This window comes from Streptomyces krungchingensis, from assembly GCF_054729265.1.
Window position 1 is genome coordinate 403,070 of the sequence record NZ_JBPUKY010000002.1, and the last position, 15,000, is coordinate 418,069.

The window sequence follows — 15,000 nt, forward strand, 5'->3', positions numbered from 1 at the left end:
GGCCGTCGGCTTCCGCCGGTGCGGCGGATGACCGAACGGCTGTGTCGGTCAAGGCGGTTGGCGGCGATCCGGGTGTGAGGCGGCGGATCGCCCGAGTGTGCTCGTGGTGGTGGCCGCAGGAGATCTGCTGGGCGATCACAGCGAGCCGGAACGGGTCGAAGACCTCGTGGCAGGGCGGGTCGGCGGCGGGCGGCTCATGTGCGTCCCCTTCTGTCGAGCGATGGTCGGTGATCGGGGCGGACGTCCGGCCGGGCTCCCGGCCGGCACAGGTCAGTGACGTCCGGAGGTGAACTGCTCCATGACCTGCGCGAGGCTGCTCACGAGCAGGTCGACCAGATCGGCCGTGGTGACGACCTCGTCGGTGGCGCTGATGGCGGTCTCCTCGGCCATGGCCAGCCAGCCGCGCACGGCCAGTGTGTGCAGCGGTGTGGGGTCGTCCACGCCCGCGGCCTCCAGGACGCGGTCGGTGAGCGTGCGGCGGTTCTCCTCGAAGACCTCCCGCACCAGTTCGTCGCCGCCCGCACCGGCCCGTACCACGGCCACGTAGTTGGCCTTGCGGCGCTGCACGAACGACACGAAGCCGTCCACGATCCCGTGCACACGCTCTGTCGGCGAGCCCTCTTTCGGCGCCTCGGCGTGCAGCAGCAGTCGGCGTGCCGCCGCCTGCACCACCGCCACGTAGTAGTCCCGCTTGGTCGGGAAGTAGTGGAAGAGCAGCCCGCGCGAGATGCCCGCCTCGGCGGCCACCTCGTCGATCGAGAGGTCGTGGATCGGGCGAGTGGTGAGCAGGCGCAGTCCGATGCCGATCAGCTGGGTCCGGCGTTCGTCGGGGCGCAGTCGAGCGCGAGCGGGGGCGGACTTCGCGGTCATGCCGGGGACCCTAGCTTGTTGAGCAATGCTCGACAAGGCTGATCGCCGCCCAGCTGCTGTCGTCCCCCTGGCGGGACGGCTGCGCCTGAGATCCCTTGCGGGGGGCCTGGTGGGGGTTCAGGTCGACCACCGCGGGCGGAGCCGGACCCCGATGTTGACACTGCTTACTCTCGTGCTAATGTATGTGGTGTAAACATTGGGTGTTCGGGCCCGGCCGTCATGCGGCTCCTCTGCCGACGTCAAGCGCGGCGACACGCTGCGCACGCTCAGCCCCGCCCCCGGCCACGGCGAACTACGCGCACCCAGCGGCCCGGACGTCGATGGGACCCCTCACCTCAACCCTGTGAACGGAAGTGTCATGAAGGCTGTGTCGATCAAGGAACCCGGCGGACCCGAGGTCCTGGAGTGGACCGAGGTCGAAGACCCGTCGCCCGCCGCCGGGGAAGTCGTCATCGACGTCGTGGCCGGCGCCCTGAACCGGGCCGACGTCATGCAGCGTTGGGGGCTCTACCCGCTGCCGCCCGGCACCTCGCCGTATCCGGGTCTGGAGGTCTCGGGCCGCATCAGCGCCCTCGGCCAGGGGGTCACCGGCCGGCAGGTGGGCGACGAGGTCTGTGCCCTGCTGACGGGCGGCGGCTATGCGCAGAAGGTCGCCGTCCCCGCGGGGCAGTTGCTGACGGTGCCCAAGGGGATCGGTCTGGTCGAGGCGGCGGGCCTGCCCGAAGCGGCGGCCACCGTGTGGTCCAACATCGTGATGACTGCGCGACTCGAGGAGGGCGAGACCCTCCTCGTGCACGGCGGGGCCGGAGGTGTCGGCACCATGGCCATCCAGATCGCGAAGGCACTGGGAGCCCGCGTCGTCACCACCGTGGGCAGCGCAGAGAAGGCCGCCCGTGCGCGGGAATTGGGCGCCGACGTGACGATCGACTACCGCACGCAGGACTTCACCGAACACGGCCCCTACGACGTCGTCCTCGACGTCATCGGAGGCCAGTACCTCGAACGGAACGTCCGTTCCCTGGCCCACGACGGCCGCCTGGTCGTCATCGGTCTGCAGGACGGGCTGGAGGGCCGACTCAACCTCGCCGAGCTGGTGTTCAAGCGCGCTTCCGTGCACGGCACGACCCTGCGCACCCGGTCGGCGCGGGCGAAGGCCGCCATCGTGGCGGACGTGCAGAACAACGTCTGGCCGATGATCGAGAACGGTGTCGTGCAGCTGGTGGTCGACCGGACCCTGCCCATGGCCGAGGCCGCCGAGGCGCACCGGCTCATGGAGGCCGGGCAGCACACGGGGAAGATCCTGCTGGTGAACGACTGAAGCGCAGGGGACGGCCGTGATCCGGCCGGCTGGGACAGCCCCGGTCTGCCGTTGCCGATGGCGAGCGGCCCCCGCCTCCGTGTCAGGGACACCGGTCGGGTCCGATCGCGTGGTGCGGTGCCGCGTCGTTTCGTGGGCGGGGAAATGGGTCGCGTCCTGCCGCGCCGAGCCGCTAACTTCCGCCTGAGCGGGGCGAGACGGGGACACGAGGGCGAAGGGGAGCCAGGCATGCAGTCCGAGGGTGCACGGACCGATCGACTGGGCCTGCTGCTCGACCAGTTCGACCGTGCCAGGGAGATGGCACAGGTTCGGCTGACCGGGCTCGGCGACGAGGAGTACCTGTGGGAGCCGGTGCCCGATTGCTGGTCGATCCGGCGGCGGGGTGAGGCGACCACTCCGAGGGCGTTCGGGCCGGGCGAGTGGGTGCTGGATCTGGGCGCCCCGGACATACCGGCCAACGAGTACGCGGAGGTCGCCCGGCAGGCGGCCGGCGGCATGACCGTCGCCAAGATCGCCGACGACTGGAGCGTGAGTGTCGAGCGGGTCGAGCAGATCCTCGCCCACACCGGTGAGCCGGAGCCCGACAGGACGCCGATGACGACCATCGCCTGGCGGCTGGGGCACCTGCACTACGGCTTCGCGGGCGGCTGGGAGTGGACCTTCGGCGAACGGCGGCAGGATCCGAAACTGCTCGTCGACTTCACGCCCTCGGCCGCCGTGGCGCTCGATCGGTTCTGGACGCTGCTCGACCGCTGGCGCGACAGCGTCGCCACCGTCACCGACGAGCAGCTCGACACCGTCGGGTTCTCGCAGTACCCGTACGGCTCCGACCCCGACGATCCGTACGCCGACGTGCTGTCGGGGGCCAACCTCGAACTCATCCACCACATGGCCGAGATCGCGTTGCTCCGCGATTTGTGGCGGACCCGATTCGGCACTGCCGGTTAGGGCGGGGCCGAGTTCCCGACGTCTCCCCGGCACGGTCGCTGCCGGGCGCGGCGCGGCGTCGCTGCGGCACGGCCGACGTGGCGCCGAGCCGCGGACCGTCCCGACGCCGGCCGGTGCGGATCAAGGGCGTGGCTTCAGCCACTGACGCGGTGCGGATCAAGGGCGTGGCCGCAGCCACTGACGCGCGGAGTCCAGTGTCACGTCGACGTCGTCGCTCCATGAGCAGACTTCCAGCCATGACAGGTAGCCGCCCTGGGCGAAGGCCAGGACCTCGCCGGGGCACTCGCCGGTCCCGGTGACGAGCTGCGCTTCGGCCGCCACGACCGTACCGGGGCCGATGGGGGCGGGCATCACCGCGCCGGGGTCGAGGTCGAAGTAGGCGGTACCGCAGCCGCAGGAGCAGCGCTCGCGCACACTGAGGTGGGGAATCTGCCGGCGGAGCGCGGCATGGACCGGGTTGTCCGAGTCCAGGACGACAGCCAGGACGTCGGCCACGTCGGACGGCAGATTCCCGGTCATCGAGTCACCGTATCCGACCGGTGCCTCGGGCTCCGTACGAAGCCGGCCCGGCGCCGCGCGGGCGCTCGGTGGCGCCGCTCCTGCCCGGGCTGCCGTGGCCGTCCGCCCGGGAGGTGTCGTGGCGGCGGACCAGGAGCGCGCCGCAGTCGTCGACGGGACGGGCGCCCGCCAGGCAGTGTGAGGTGATGTGCCGCAGGGCTGCCTCGGCGGGGAGCGACGCCGCCTGTTCCAGGGCTTCGTCGAGAAGGTCGTGGGCCTCGGCCGGATCGGTGCCGGGCCGGTCGGTGAGTCCGTCGGTGTGCAGCAGGAGTTGGGTGTTCTCGGGAAGCCGGTGCGGGGTGGCGCGGTAGGTGCCCTCGGCGAAGATGCCGAGGGGGAGACCGACACCGGTGATGAGTTCGTGGGATCCGCTGCTGGGGGAGTGGAGGAGCGGGCTGGGGTGCCCGGCCGAGGCGCATCTCAGGTCGCCGGTCGCGGGGTCGAGGAGGATCAGACAGCACGTGGCGGTGCGAGCACGCTCAGGATCGTTGTCGTTGTCCTCCGTCAGCAGGCGGTTGGTGTGGCGCAGCAGCTCGGCCGGGTCCTCGGTGAGGGCCGCGTAGGCGCGGATGGCGGTGCGCAGCCGGCCCATCAACGAGGCGGCCTGGGTGTCGTGTCCCTCGATGTCGCCGATGCCGAGCAGGAGCCGGCCGCTGCTGGTGGTGTAGGCGTCGTACCAGTCGCCCCCGGCGTGGGCGCCCGCCGCGGCGGGGAGGTAGGAGGCGGCCAGCTCGATGCCCGTCAGGTGGGGCAGCGCGGTGGGAAGCAGGCCCTTCTGCAGCTCCACGGCGCGTGCGTGCTCGGTGTCCCAGGCGCGGCAGCGGTCCAGGGCGCGTCCGAGCAGTCCGGCGGCCGCGATGAGCAGCGCGTGGTCCTCGGCGGTGAACGCGTGGGGCCGGGTGAAGGACAGCAGACAGGCGGCGGGGCGGGCGTCCGGCGCGGACAGCGGGATCGGCAGTGCGGCCCAGGCCTGCCGGTCCAGGCGGGGCGACACGTCGGCGAAGTGGGGGTAGGCCGCCACGAGTTCGTCGTGGGAGGCGATGAACACGGCTCGGTGCTCGCGCAGTGCGTCGGTGAGGGGCGCGCTCGCGCTCAGTTCGAGGGTGCGGAGCATCTCCAGGTGGTGCGGCTGCTGTCCGTGGCTGGTCAGTAGGTGCAAGTGCTGGTCGGCGGCCTCGGCCAGCACGATGGCGTCGGCGCCGAAGACGGCCAGTACGTCGCAGGTGGCCGCGGCCAGTTCGCTGGTGCTGCCGGCCGAGGCGCAGGCGGAGGCGAGTGCGCGCATCTGCTCCGCGCTGCGGATCTGCCGGTGCATGCGCTCCTCGCGCCACGCGGCATTGTCGGCATCCCGGGTGATGTCGGTGACATGGCCGGTGAGTACCACCCGGTCGAGCACCTCCGTACTGCGGGAGCAGCGGGCTTGCATGACGTGCAGCCCGTCGAAGCCGACGACGCGGTAGATGACTTCATAGGTGCCGGGCACCTGCCGCAACTGCTGCAGGAGGCGCTCGGCCTGCGGCAGATCCGCCTGCGGCAGCGCCGCCAGGGCCGCCGACAGCGGATGCCGGCCCGGTCCGGGAAGTCCGTGGATGGTGGCGAAGACACGGTCGCAGGTGATGTCCTGTCCGGTGAGGTCGAGGGTGAAGGCGCCGCGTTCGACCTCGCGCAGTTGCGGGAGGACGTCGGGCTGTCCGGGGCTCGGCAGGTCGGCCAGGACGGTTGCGACCTCATGGGCGACAGCGGACAAAAACGTTTGCTCTCCGTGTGTGAACGGTGTCGGTCCCGGGCGCAGGACCACGAGGGCGCCGAGCGACTTGCGCAGGGGGAGTGCCGCTGCCGCCGCCGGTGCGTCGGCCTCCGGGAGCGGGTAGGGGCGTTCGAGGCCGTGCCCCGTCCAGACGTGACCCAGCGCGGCCAGACAGATCGGCCAGCTCCCGGACCGTGCCAGGGGGCGCAGCGGGGGCTCCCACACCGAAGGAAGCCCGCTGATACCGCACGGGAACAGGTGGGCGCTGTCGTCCTGCGCCAGCATCAACGCCCAGCCCACCACCCCCAGCCAGGCACACGAGCCGGCCAGTGCGGCCGAGGTCTCCCAGGGACTGCAGACCTGGCGGAGCGCCGCCCGTACGCGGTCCAGTGCATCAGAGGGAATGGTCATGACGGTGCCTCCCACTGCCGGACCTCTCAGAAGCACGACGTTAGATCCTGTGTGAGAGGGAACGGGAGAGAAGCCCACAAGCGCCCCGCTATGCAAGACCTTGAACATTCATGATCAGTGTTGCGCAACCGACTCGAAGACCCTCATGGGCGGCGTCGGGCGACCAAGTCGCCCTCTCCTTGGGGAAGTTGATGTTTCGCGGGGTGCGTAATACGTATGATGATGTTGAGGGATGCATGCCAAGGATTGACGAAAGGGAAGTGCCTGTGCGCCTGATCGCCAGAGTCGCCGCCACCGTTCTGGCCGCCTGCACCGCAGTCGGATTCGCCGCGTCCTCGGCCCAGGCCGACGACCCCGTCGCGGGGATCTACGTGGACCAGACGTGGCACAAGGGTGGTTACTGCGAGTTCCAGCCCTATGGCGAGCACCTCATCGTCAAGGACCGGGACGCCGACGGTCACTCAGCCGTCGCGGAGCTGACCGTGGACGGGTACGGGACCTACTACTACTGGAACAGCAACGGCAACGGCACGACCCGCGACGTCGACCTCGACTTCGCCGAGGACCACCATGTGACGCTCCGCTGCCTGCTCGGTGACTGGAAGGGCACGCCCACCGGCGGGATCATCTGGGACAGCTACGACCACATGCTGGAGTGGGTCACCACCTGGACCTGAGGTGTGCGGTGCGGCCCGCTGTCGCCGAGGTCGAGGCGCGACGGATCGCGCGCGGGACGACGGTCGACACCCCGTGGAGAGGCCGGACATCGCGGGCTTCGAGTCCGGCTCTCTCTCGTGCCCGGCGTGCCGGTGCGCTCGACCGTTCCTACTTGTCGCCCCGCCGGCGCACCATCTCGCCGATCCAGACGGGCGCGAACGGAGACGTGCAGCCGGGGGAGGTCGGGTAGTCCTTGAGCACCTCCAGGCGCTCACCGATGTCGACGGCACGGGCGCGGTACTCGGCGTGCTCGATCCCGATCTGGGCCAGACAGTGGTTCATCGCCCACTGCAGCCGGTCCGGGGCGTCCTTCATCTCCGCCTCGATGACGTCGAGCAGTCCTACGAGGTCGAGGCCCTCGGGCTTCTTCGCCACACGCTCGGTCGTCAGCGCCCAGCCCGCACTCGCGACCACCGGATCCGGATCGGCCGTCCAGGCCAGGCGCAGCTCCTCGGCGTGCGGGTTCTTCTTCACCACGTAGTTCACGAGCCAGTCGTGCACTTTGGGGGTGCGCGCCGCGCGCAGCATGGCATCGAGCTCATCACGCTCGAACGCCTTCGGGCGGCAGATCAGGAGCGCCAGCAGTCGCGCCGCGGTGTCGCCCGTCTCCCAGAGCCGGCGCGCGAGGTCCTGCTGCGTCTTCAGCCGCTTCGCGAGCGCGCGCAGCTTGCTGAGGTTCACACCGTGATCGTCACCGTGCTTCTCGTTCACCGCGCGCGTCTTCGGGTCCTCAAGCTCGCTCAGCTCGGCCATGACCTCGGCCAGCGTCGTCTCGGTCACCTCAGCCTCCTGTTCTCTTCCGTGCGAGAGGCAGCCTACGCAGGATCGGACGCGGCTCGGACACTCCACTGCCCGCGGAGGGGGCCGCCGCGTACCCGGCGGCCCCCTCCGCGGCGTCGTGGCGGCGCTCAGGAACCGCCGCGCCGCGCTCCCTCATCGGTGCGGGCAGCGTCCGGGCCTGCCGCGTCCGGGGTCGTGGCCGCCGTGGCCGTCCGCCCGTCATCCGCGGAGCCGGCCGGACCCGTCGGAGGCATGCTCGGCGAGTCTCTCCCGACGCGTCATGCGGTGAGCAAGCCCCGGAGGAACTCGAGGATCTCCGCGCACGCGGCCTCGGCCTGCGGCACCACGCCCGGCATGCTGAGGAACGCGTGCCCCACACCGGGGAGTTCGGAGAGCCGCATGGGTGACCCTGCCGCCTGCAGTCGTTCCGCGTAGCGGCGGCCGTGATCCGCGATCGGGTCGTGGGTCGGCACCACCACCAGCGACGGGGCGAGCCCGCTCAGGTCGTCGGCGTACAGCGGCGAGAGCGCGCGAGGGTCCGCTCCCGTCGGCACGGCGAGCCGCTGGAACAGCTGCAGTTGGGGCACGGCCAGCGTCGGGGTGCGGGCGTGCTCGGTGACCGAGGCGTGGTCGAGCATCGTGTCGGTCACGTCGACGGCGGGATTGACGAGGACCTGTGCCTGGAGGGCCAGGCCCGCGTCCCTTGCCCGCAGCGCGGCGAGGGCGCAGATCAGCCCGCCGCAGCTCTCGCCGAGGACGGCGGTCCGCGCCGGGTCGACGCCCCACTCCGCCGCGTGCCGCACCACGTGCCGGAGCACCTCCCAGCCGTCGTCGACGGCTGCCGACAGCGGGGTGTCCGGGTCGAGGAGGCGGTGCTCGACCGAGACGACGAGTGCGGGCAGCCGGGTGGCGAGCCGGCTGTTCACCCAGTCGCTCTGCACCGCCGTCCCCACGAAACCCCCTCCGTGTACATGGACCACGAGCGGCAGTTGCGTCCGGGCGGCGTCTTCCCCGTCCCGCCCGGAGACCGGCCGGTACACCCGGACCGGGAGCCCGCGGCCGGGCAACACGGCCTGCTGCCAGTGGATTTCGGCGCCGGGATCCGGATTCCCGGTGATCGTCCGCGCCGCGCTGGAGGCCCGTACGCGGTTCTCCGCCTCGCGGTAGACGGCCAGCTCCTCGGCCGTCATGGCCAGCCAGTCCGGCTCCGGCGGACGCTGGACAGCACTGATCTCGCTCATGTCTTCTCCTCGTCCAGAGAGTTTCGCGACCTGAGGTATCGAAACCTAAGGTAGCGAAAACAGCTATCGTGTGGGTATGGCTTCGACCACATCCGCCAGACCGCCCGGCCGACCGCGCTCCGGCGTCCACGCCGTGGTCTTCGCCGCCACGCTCAGCACCGTCCACGAACTCGGCTACGCCCGCGCGACCGTCGAACGCATCGCCGCCGCGGCCGGCGTCGCCAAGTCGACGGTCTACCGGCGCTGGCCGACGAAGGGCGCACTGATCGTGGACTGCCTCCTGGACGCCTTCGGCCCGGCGCCGCTGGAGGGCACCAGCCGGGCCGAGATCATGTCGTCGAGCATCCGATGGGTCGCGGGGAAGATCGGCGAGCCAGGCGTGGGCGACGCGTTCGCGGGCGTGTTCAGCGACGCCGTCAGCGACCCGGCCCTGCGCGAGATCCTGTCCGCGCGGTTGCAGGATCCGTACCGGCTCCAGCTCCAGGACGCCCTGGGCGAACCGGAGAACCGCGTCCTGTTCTTCATCGACGTCGTCGTGGGAACCCTGCTCCACCGGATGGGCATGACCGGCGAACCGATGGTCGACGCCGACGTCGACGCACTGGTCGAGATGGTTCTGCCGCGGTTCACCGACGGTTCCAGCCGGCCGTAGCGGCAGCGCGATCACCCGCCCGAGCCTGCCCCGAAAGGCGGGCTCAGGCCGACGTCGACAGCCGGGGCGGGGATATTCGGATGCCTCGCGGACATGGGCGCGTTACCGTCATCCGCATGAACGTCATCGGCCGAACCATCACCGCGACCGCGCGAGCGACCAGCTCGCCGGTTGCCGCCGCCTGACCTTCTCTCTCCCACCGGCGACCGGACACGGACCGTCGGTGGTTCCCTGGCGCTCCTGCGCCGTTACGTTCCCGACCCGGCGTGACGACCCTCGCGGTCCCGTGGTCCGGTGCCTTCCCGCTGCGACGCACAGGAGTCACACCATGAACACGGAACAGATCGTCCGTACCTTCGTCGAGTACTTCGAGGAGCGCGGGCATCGCCGGATCACCGGCTCGACGCTGCTGCCACCGCCCGGCGACCCGGTGCTGTTCACCACCGCCGGCATGCATCCCCTCACCCCCTATCTGGAGGGCCGCCCTCATCCGCTGGGCAGACGGCTGGTCAATGTGCAGCGCTGTCTGCGCACCACGGACCTCGACGAGATCGGCGACGCCACCCATCTGACCGTCTTCGAGATGCTCGGAACCTGGTCGCTGGGCGACTACGACGGCCCGTCGAGCCTCGACTGGGGATACCGGCTGCTCACGGAGGGGCTGGGGATGGACCCCGGCCTGCTGTACGCCACCGTCTTCGGCGGCGACGACCAGGTCGGACCGGACACCGCTTCCCTGCGCCTGTGGCAGGACCTCGGCGTTCCCGTGGAGCTCACCGTGGAGGACAACTGGTGGTCCAACGGGCCCGTGGGCCCGTGCGGGCCCGACTCGGAGATCTTCGTGTGGACCGGTGACACACCGCCCGAGTCGACGCCGACCCAGGACGACCGGTGGGTGGAGGTGTGGAACCACGTGATGATGCGTCACAGCCGGCGCGAGGACGGTCTCCTCGTGCCGCTCCCGCAGCCCAACATCGACACCGGGCTCGGCCTCGAGCGACTGGCCTCGCTGCTCCAGGGCAAGTCGTCGGTGTTCGAGTGCGACGTCTTCGACCCCTGGCGCCGTCTCGTCCCGGGCCTGTGGCCACTGGACGAACCGTCGCTCCGCCTCGTCCACGACCACCTGCGCTCGGCCGTCGTCGTCATCGGCGACGGGGTGCGCCCGTCCAACACAGGGCGGGGCTACGTCCTGCGCCGCCTGGTCCGACGGGTCCTCACCACCCTCTGGCGGGACGACACGACGCGCAGCCTCGGAGACCTGCCGCTCGAGCTGGTGTCGCACACCCTGGACCACTTCCACCAGGACGTGGAACCCGGCGAAGTGCGCCGCCTGTTGCTGGAGGAGGAGCGCCGGTTCGGCCGTCTCCTGGAGCGCGGCCGCAGCGTGCTCGCCCGCACCCGCTTCCAACGGCCCTTGGGAGAGCAGGACTTCCACTACCTGCACGACACCCACGGCCTGCCCCGTGATCTGGTGATGAGCCTGCGCCAACAGCCCTGGCCGTCGGGCGAGTTCGGACGGAGCTGACCCGAGGCGAGGCCTACGGGGCCGACGGTCCCGTAGGCACGGGCAGGTCGAGAGCGCGACCGAGCGCGGAGATCACGGAGGAGGCGTGGCCGGGAAGGTGCAGCGCGACCCAACCGGCGGCGAGCCGGAGGAAGTCGTCCAGGTCGCGCTCCGCCCCGGCGAGCAGACGGCGCAGGTCGCCGACGGACACCTCGATCACCGGGCTGCTCTCGTCCTCGGCGTCGACGGTCAACCGGACGGTGTCGCCGTCACGTTCGGCGAGCGGCGAGGGGTCGTGACCGAAGGAGGCCCAGCCGTCGCCGTCGAGCACCTCGCGCCAGTCGCGCCGCTCGTCCAGCCCGTTGCAGCAGCCCGGCAACAGCGTGACGCCCGTCGCGGTGTCCGTGATCCGCAGACCGCCGGACGCGAAGAGGTCGTCCATGGTGAGCAGGCCGTGCAGGAAGCCCCCGAGGGGATCGGCGGGCCGAGGCGGGCGGCCGTCGTCCTCCGGTTCGACGTTGTTGCAGTCGGCGATGCTCATCACCGCGGTGCCCACCTCGGCAGGAGCGAGCCCGCCGCTGAGCGGGAGGAAGGCATACGGCCGGGTCCCGTCGAAGGGCCACAGGGCGAATCCGTCGGGGGCGTGGACCTCCAGGACGGGCTGCAGAACGATCACGCGCAGAGTGTGCGGCACGTCCACCCGCTCCGCAACGCGGTTCCTGCGCCGAACGTCTACTCGCCCGCAATCACTGCGCGGCACGCCTGCTCGCCCCGCAGTGCTGTCACCTTGCGGCACCCGGTCACCGGCCGTGACGCCGCCGACGGGGCCGAGGCGTCCGCGAATCGGTCGTCAGTGGGCACCGCGACGAGGCTGGGGCGACCGGCGAGTGCCGGCCGCCACCTGCGCCTGCGCTGTCCCGAACTGAGGGCTGTCCCGTGATCTCCGGTGGATCAGCGCGCGGCGTCGGATGCGGTGCATCGCAAGGCGGTGGGGGTCCCCCGCCGAAGGCAGGGGGCGGTCGTCCTCATCCTGGGCGTATGCGGGCGACCCTCCGACGCGGCGAGGTGCCGTAGCTGTCGTCGTGCGCCCGCCGGGGATCACGGGACAGCCCTTAGCCTTCCCAGCCCAGATAGACCGACTTGGACCAGGTGTAGAAGTCCACCGCGACCGCGCCCTGCTCGCGGAAGGTGTTGCTGGAGGAGTCGCCGACACCGCCGAACGGGACGTTGAGATCCAGCCCGGTGGTCGGGCGGTTGACCTTGACGACGCCCACGCGGACGGCTGCCGCGAAGCGTTGCGCCGCGGACAGGCTACGGGTGCAGATGCCCGCGGCGAGGCCGTAGCGGGAGTCGTTGACCACGTCGATCGCGTCGTCCAGATCCTCCGCGGGCAACACCGCGACGACCGGGCCGAAGATCTCCTCGCGGACCGCCGCGCTGTCCCGGCTCAGGCCGGTGAGCACGGTCGGGGCGAGCATCAGCCCGTCGGGGGCCTCGCCGCCCGCGGCGACGGTCGCGCCCTCGGCCCTGGCCCGCTCGATCGCGGTGGTGATCGTGCCGAGCTGCGGCTCGCTCACCACCGGCCCCATCACGGTGCCGTCGGCCAAGCCGTCGCCGGGACGGCAGCGGGCTGCCTCCTTGGCGAGCGCGGCCACGAAGTCGTCGTACACACCCGGTGTGCAGATCACCCGGGACGAGGCGGTGCAGGCCTGGCCGGTCAGGCCGAAGCCGCCGGCCGCGGCGATCTGCGCGGCCTGCTCCACGTCGGCGTCGTCCAGTACCACCAGGGCGTTCTTGCCGCCCATCTCGACCTGCACCCGGCCGCGGCGCTCCTGCACGGTGCGCTCGATGCGCATGCCGACCGCGGTGGAGCCGGTGAAGGAGACCGCCGCCACCCGGGGGTCGCGCACCAGCGTCTCGCCGGCCACCGCGCCGGTGCCGTGCACCACGTTGAGCACCCCGGCGGGCAGCCCGGCCCGGACCAGGGCCTCGGTGAGGTGGCGGGTGGAGAGCGGGGTGAGCTCCGCGGGCTTGAGCACCACGGCGTTGCCGGCGATCAGCGCGGGCGCCAGCTTCCAGGCGGGGATGGCGATCGGGAAGTTCCACGGGGTGATCAGCCCCACCACCCCGACCGGTTCCCGGCGGGTGTGGACCATCGTGTCGGCGAACGAGCTGGGCAGCATCTGCCCGCCGAGCCGCCAGCCCTCGGAGCCGAAGAAGCGCAGCACGTCGATGGCCCGCCGGACCTCGCCGCGCGCCTCGGCCAGCGTCTTGCCCTCCTCCCGGACCAGGTCGCGGGCGGCCTCCTCGTGGCGGCCGCGCAGGATCTCGGCCGCGTCCATCAGGATCGCGCCGCGGGCCGGGGCGGGCAGTGCCGCCCATCCCGGCTGGGCCGCGGCGGCCGCCGCCACGGCGGCGTCGACGACCTCGGCGCCGGAGACCGGGGCCACGGCGACCAACTCGGCGGGACGCGCCGGGTTGTAGCGCTCCAGGCCGTCGCCGGCGATCTCCTCGCCGCCGATCAGATTGGGGACGTGCACAGTACTCATGGGTGCGGATTCCTTGAGGAAGTCGGGGAGTTCACAGGCTCCGGAGCAGGCCGCCGTCGCAGCTCAGCGCGGTCCCGGTGACGTACGAGGCGGGGGAGCCGCACAGGAAGGCGGCGGCCGCGCCGAACTCGGCGGGGGTGCCGTACCGTCCGGCGGGGATCGTGGCCCGCGAGGCGGCCTCGACCTCGGCGACGGGGCGTTGTTCACGCTCGGCCCGCGCGGCGTCCAGTGCCGCCACCCGGTCCGTCGCGATACGGCCCGGCAGCAGGAGGTTGACGGTGACTCCGTCGGCCGCCACCTCGCCTGCCAGGGTCTTCAGATACGCGGCGAGGGCGGCCCGTCCGGCGTTGGACAGGACGAGCCCCGGCAGCGGCTCGGCGATCCCGCTGGAGCCGACGGCCAGGATGCGGCCCCAGCCGCGCCGGCGCATCGCGGGCAACGTCAGGGCCACCAGCCGCTGTTGGGTCAGCAGCAGCGAGTCCACCGCCGTCGCGAGGTCTCCGGTGTCCAGGCCGGTGGCGGTGCCGGGCCGCGGACCGGGGCCGTTGAGGACCATGATGTCGGGATCGCCGTACGCCTCCCGGGCGGCCTCGACCAGCACGCGCGGACCGTCCGGGTCGGTGAGGTCGACCTGGACGCCGACCGCGTCGGGCAGTTCGGCGGCGATCTCCTTCGCGAGGTCGCCGCGCCTGCCGGCCACCACGACCGAGGCGCCCTCGGCGGCCAGCGCTTCGGCGACCGCCCGTCCCAGGCCGCCGGTGGAGGCCGCGACCACGGCGACGCGGCCATGGATGCCGAGGTCCATCAGCGCACCTCCTTGGGCAGCGCGTCCAGGTGGCGTTCCAACTGCGGGACCAGGGCCTCGGGCAGTTGGGGGGCCGGTGGCCGCACTCCCGACTCCATGATCAGGCCGCGCCGCCGGACGGCCTCCTTGCGCAGTGCCAGGCCGATCCCGGCCTGCGCCTCGAAGTTGACCAGCGGCAGATACGGGAGATAGGCCTCGCGCGCCGCTTCGTAGCCGCCGACGCGCCAGGCCTCGACGCAGGCGATCAGGCCCTCGGGGCAGGAGAACCCGGTCATCGCCCCGGCCGCGCCCGCCGCCAGTTCGTCGAGCAGGCCCAGCCCGCCGAGGCCGCCGAAGACCGGGACGTCCAGTTCGGCGGTGAGCCGGGCGACGGCCGCCGGGGTGGGCGGCGCCTCGGCCTTCACCGCGACCGTGGCCGGGACCGCGCGGACGGCGCGGACCAGGTCGGCGGTGCGGATGGTGACCCGGCTGGTCTCCGGGTAGTCCTGGACCACGATCCCGGCGCCGGTGACCTCGTGCACGGCGTTGAGGTGGGTGGCGACCACCTGAGGATCCGGCGAGTTGACCTGCACCATCAGTCCGGCGAGGCGCTCTCCGACCACCTCGCGGACCAGTCGAGCCTCCTCCAGCACCGGTGCGGTGGCGAGGCCGGTGACCCCGACGACCAGCGGCAGGCCGACGGTGTCGACCACCGTCTCCAGCACCGTCCGCCGCTCCTCGGTGGAGAGCCGGGCGGCCTCGCCGAAGACCCCGAGGACGGTCAGACCGGTGGTGCCGATCCGTTCGTAGTGCTCGACCAGCCGGGCCAGTCCGGTCTCGTCCACCTCCAGGGCGGATCCGAGGAAGGGCGTGGCGACGACGCCCCACACTCCGGGTGCGAGCTTTTCGGGCATCAGTGGG

At 71.8% G+C, this 15,000-nt stretch carries 14 protein-coding genes; 5 read left to right on the forward strand and 9 right to left on the reverse strand.

Annotation, left to right across the window (positions count from 1 at the left end; translation table 11 throughout):
* Window positions 1-270: 270 nt before the first annotated feature.
* Window positions 271-870 carry a TetR/AcrR family transcriptional regulator gene (locus tag ACSYGO_RS42495; protein WP_426675277.1) on the reverse strand — a complete coding sequence of 200 codons (600 nt, stop codon included), beginning with the start codon at window positions 868-870 and terminating at the stop codon, window positions 271-273.
* A gap of 358 nt (window positions 871-1,228) precedes the next feature.
* Here ACSYGO_RS42495 and ACSYGO_RS42500 point away from each other — a divergent pair, with 358 nt between their 5' ends.
* Together ACSYGO_RS42500 and ACSYGO_RS42505 are read left to right on the forward strand one after the other, a co-directional pair.
* Window positions 1,229-2,188: an NAD(P)H-quinone oxidoreductase gene (locus tag ACSYGO_RS42500; protein ID WP_426675276.1), complete on the forward strand. Its 960-nt coding sequence runs from the start codon at window positions 1,229-1,231 to the stop codon at window positions 2,186-2,188.
* A gap of 228 nt (window positions 2,189-2,416) precedes the next feature.
* Window positions 2,417-3,136, forward strand: a complete 720-nt coding sequence (locus ACSYGO_RS42505) for a DinB family protein (RefSeq protein ID WP_460389996.1) — start codon at window positions 2,417-2,419, stop codon at window positions 3,134-3,136.
* A gap of 156 nt (window positions 3,137-3,292) precedes the next feature.
* Here the strand turns inward: ACSYGO_RS42505 and ACSYGO_RS42510 are convergent, their stop codons facing one another.
* Window positions 3,293-3,655 (reverse strand): hypothetical protein, encoded by a 363-nt coding sequence (locus ACSYGO_RS42510; protein ID WP_435223139.1) that lies wholly within the window; start codon window positions 3,653-3,655, stop codon window positions 3,293-3,295.
* 4 nt (window positions 3,656-3,659) lie between these two features.
* Window positions 3,660-5,852 carry a PP2C family protein-serine/threonine phosphatase gene (locus ACSYGO_RS42515; protein ID WP_460389997.1) on the reverse strand — a complete coding sequence of 731 codons (2,193 nt, stop codon included), beginning with the start codon at window positions 5,850-5,852 and terminating at the stop codon, window positions 3,660-3,662.
* Between the two features lie 260 nt (window positions 5,853-6,112).
* On the opposite strand from ACSYGO_RS42515, the gene ACSYGO_RS42520 reads away from it, so the two are divergent.
* Window positions 6,113-6,529, forward strand: coding sequence for a hypothetical protein (locus ACSYGO_RS42520; protein WP_435223141.1), 417 nt, complete (start codon window positions 6,113-6,115; stop codon window positions 6,527-6,529).
* Window positions 6,530-6,677: 148 nt separating this feature from the next.
* Here ACSYGO_RS42520 and ACSYGO_RS42525 read toward each other — a convergent pair whose 3' ends face one another.
* Both ACSYGO_RS42525 and ACSYGO_RS42530 read right to left on the reverse strand, forming a co-directional pair.
* Window positions 6,678-7,322, reverse strand: coding sequence for a DNA alkylation repair protein (locus tag ACSYGO_RS42525; RefSeq protein ID WP_460390421.1), 645 nt, complete (start codon window positions 7,320-7,322; stop codon window positions 6,678-6,680).
* A gap of 305 nt (window positions 7,323-7,627) precedes the next feature.
* A complete protein-coding gene (locus ACSYGO_RS42530; RefSeq protein WP_460389998.1) occupies window positions 7,628-8,590 on the reverse strand; it encodes an alpha/beta hydrolase in 963 nt (320 codons plus the stop codon).
* A 76-nt stretch (window positions 8,591-8,666) separates the two neighbouring features.
* On the opposite strand from ACSYGO_RS42530, the gene ACSYGO_RS42535 reads away from it, so the two are divergent.
* Window positions 8,667-9,242 (forward strand): TetR/AcrR family transcriptional regulator, encoded by a 576-nt coding sequence (locus ACSYGO_RS42535; RefSeq protein WP_460389999.1) that lies wholly within the window; start codon window positions 8,667-8,669, stop codon window positions 9,240-9,242.
* 328 nt (window positions 9,243-9,570) lie between these two features.
* Window positions 9,571-10,767: an alanine--tRNA ligase-related protein gene (locus tag ACSYGO_RS42540; protein WP_460390000.1), complete on the forward strand. Its 1,197-nt coding sequence runs from the start codon at window positions 9,571-9,573 to the stop codon at window positions 10,765-10,767.
* Window positions 10,768-10,780: 13 nt separating this feature from the next.
* Here ACSYGO_RS42540 and ACSYGO_RS42545 read toward each other — a convergent pair whose 3' ends face one another.
* The 4 genes from ACSYGO_RS42545 to ACSYGO_RS42560 all read right to left on the reverse strand — a co-directional run bounded on the left by ACSYGO_RS42545 (window position 10,781) and on the right by ACSYGO_RS42560 (window position 14,993).
* Window positions 10,781-11,422: a hypothetical protein gene (locus ACSYGO_RS42545; protein ID WP_460390001.1), complete on the reverse strand. Its 642-nt coding sequence runs from the start codon at window positions 11,420-11,422 to the stop codon at window positions 10,781-10,783.
* A gap of 436 nt (window positions 11,423-11,858) precedes the next feature.
* Complete coding sequence (locus tag ACSYGO_RS42550) at window positions 11,859-13,295, reverse strand: aldehyde dehydrogenase family protein (RefSeq protein ID WP_460390002.1); 1,437 nt, start codon at window positions 13,293-13,295, stop codon at window positions 11,859-11,861.
* Window positions 13,296-13,326: 31 nt separating this feature from the next.
* Entirely contained in the window at window positions 13,327-14,100 is a 774-nt protein-coding gene (locus ACSYGO_RS42555) for an SDR family oxidoreductase (RefSeq protein WP_426675266.1), read from the reverse strand.
* Window positions 14,100-14,993, reverse strand: a complete 894-nt coding sequence (locus tag ACSYGO_RS42560; RefSeq protein WP_432175291.1) for a dihydrodipicolinate synthase family protein — start codon at window positions 14,991-14,993, stop codon at window positions 14,100-14,102. The genes ACSYGO_RS42555 and ACSYGO_RS42560 overlap by 1 nt, the downstream gene beginning before the upstream one ends.
* Between the last annotated feature and the right edge of the window lie 7 nt (window positions 14,994-15,000).

Excerpts from the sequence above, each read along its gene's own strand:
- ACSYGO_RS42510 (WP_435223139.1), bottom strand. The coding sequence starts at position 3,655 with ATGACCGGGAATCTGCCGTCCGACGTGGCCGACGTCCTGGCTGTCGTC.
- ACSYGO_RS42535 (WP_460389999.1), top strand. The coding sequence starts at position 8,667 with ATGGCTTCGACCACATCCGCCAGACCGCCCGGCCGACCGCGCTCCGGC.
- ACSYGO_RS42505 (WP_460389996.1), top strand. The coding sequence starts at position 2,417 with ATGCAGTCCGAGGGTGCACGGACCGATCGACTGGGCCTGCTGCTCGAC.
- ACSYGO_RS42550 (WP_460390002.1), bottom strand. The coding sequence starts at position 13,295 with ATGAGTACTGTGCACGTCCCCAATCTGATCGGCGGCGAGGAGATCGCC.
- ACSYGO_RS42525 (WP_460390421.1), bottom strand. The coding sequence starts at position 7,322 with ATGGCCGAGCTGAGCGAGCTTGAGGACCCGAAGACGCGCGCGGTGAAC.
- ACSYGO_RS42515 (WP_460389997.1), bottom strand. The coding sequence starts at position 5,852 with ATGACCATTCCCTCTGATGCACTGGACCGCGTACGGGCGGCGCTCCGC.
- ACSYGO_RS42530 (WP_460389998.1), bottom strand. The coding sequence starts at position 8,590 with ATGAGCGAGATCAGTGCTGTCCAGCGTCCGCCGGAGCCGGACTGGCTG.
- ACSYGO_RS42560 (WP_432175291.1), bottom strand. The coding sequence starts at position 14,993 with ATGCCCGAAAAGCTCGCACCCGGAGTGTGGGGCGTCGTCGCCACGCCC.
- ACSYGO_RS42540 (WP_460390000.1), top strand. The coding sequence starts at position 9,571 with ATGAACACGGAACAGATCGTCCGTACCTTCGTCGAGTACTTCGAGGAG.
- ACSYGO_RS42555 (WP_426675266.1), bottom strand. The coding sequence starts at position 14,100 with ATGGACCTCGGCATCCATGGCCGCGTCGCCGTGGTCGCGGCCTCCACC.
- ACSYGO_RS42500 (WP_426675276.1), top strand. The coding sequence starts at position 1,229 with ATGAAGGCTGTGTCGATCAAGGAACCCGGCGGACCCGAGGTCCTGGAG.
- ACSYGO_RS42495 (WP_426675277.1), bottom strand. The coding sequence starts at position 870 with ATGACCGCGAAGTCCGCCCCCGCTCGCGCTCGACTGCGCCCCGACGAA.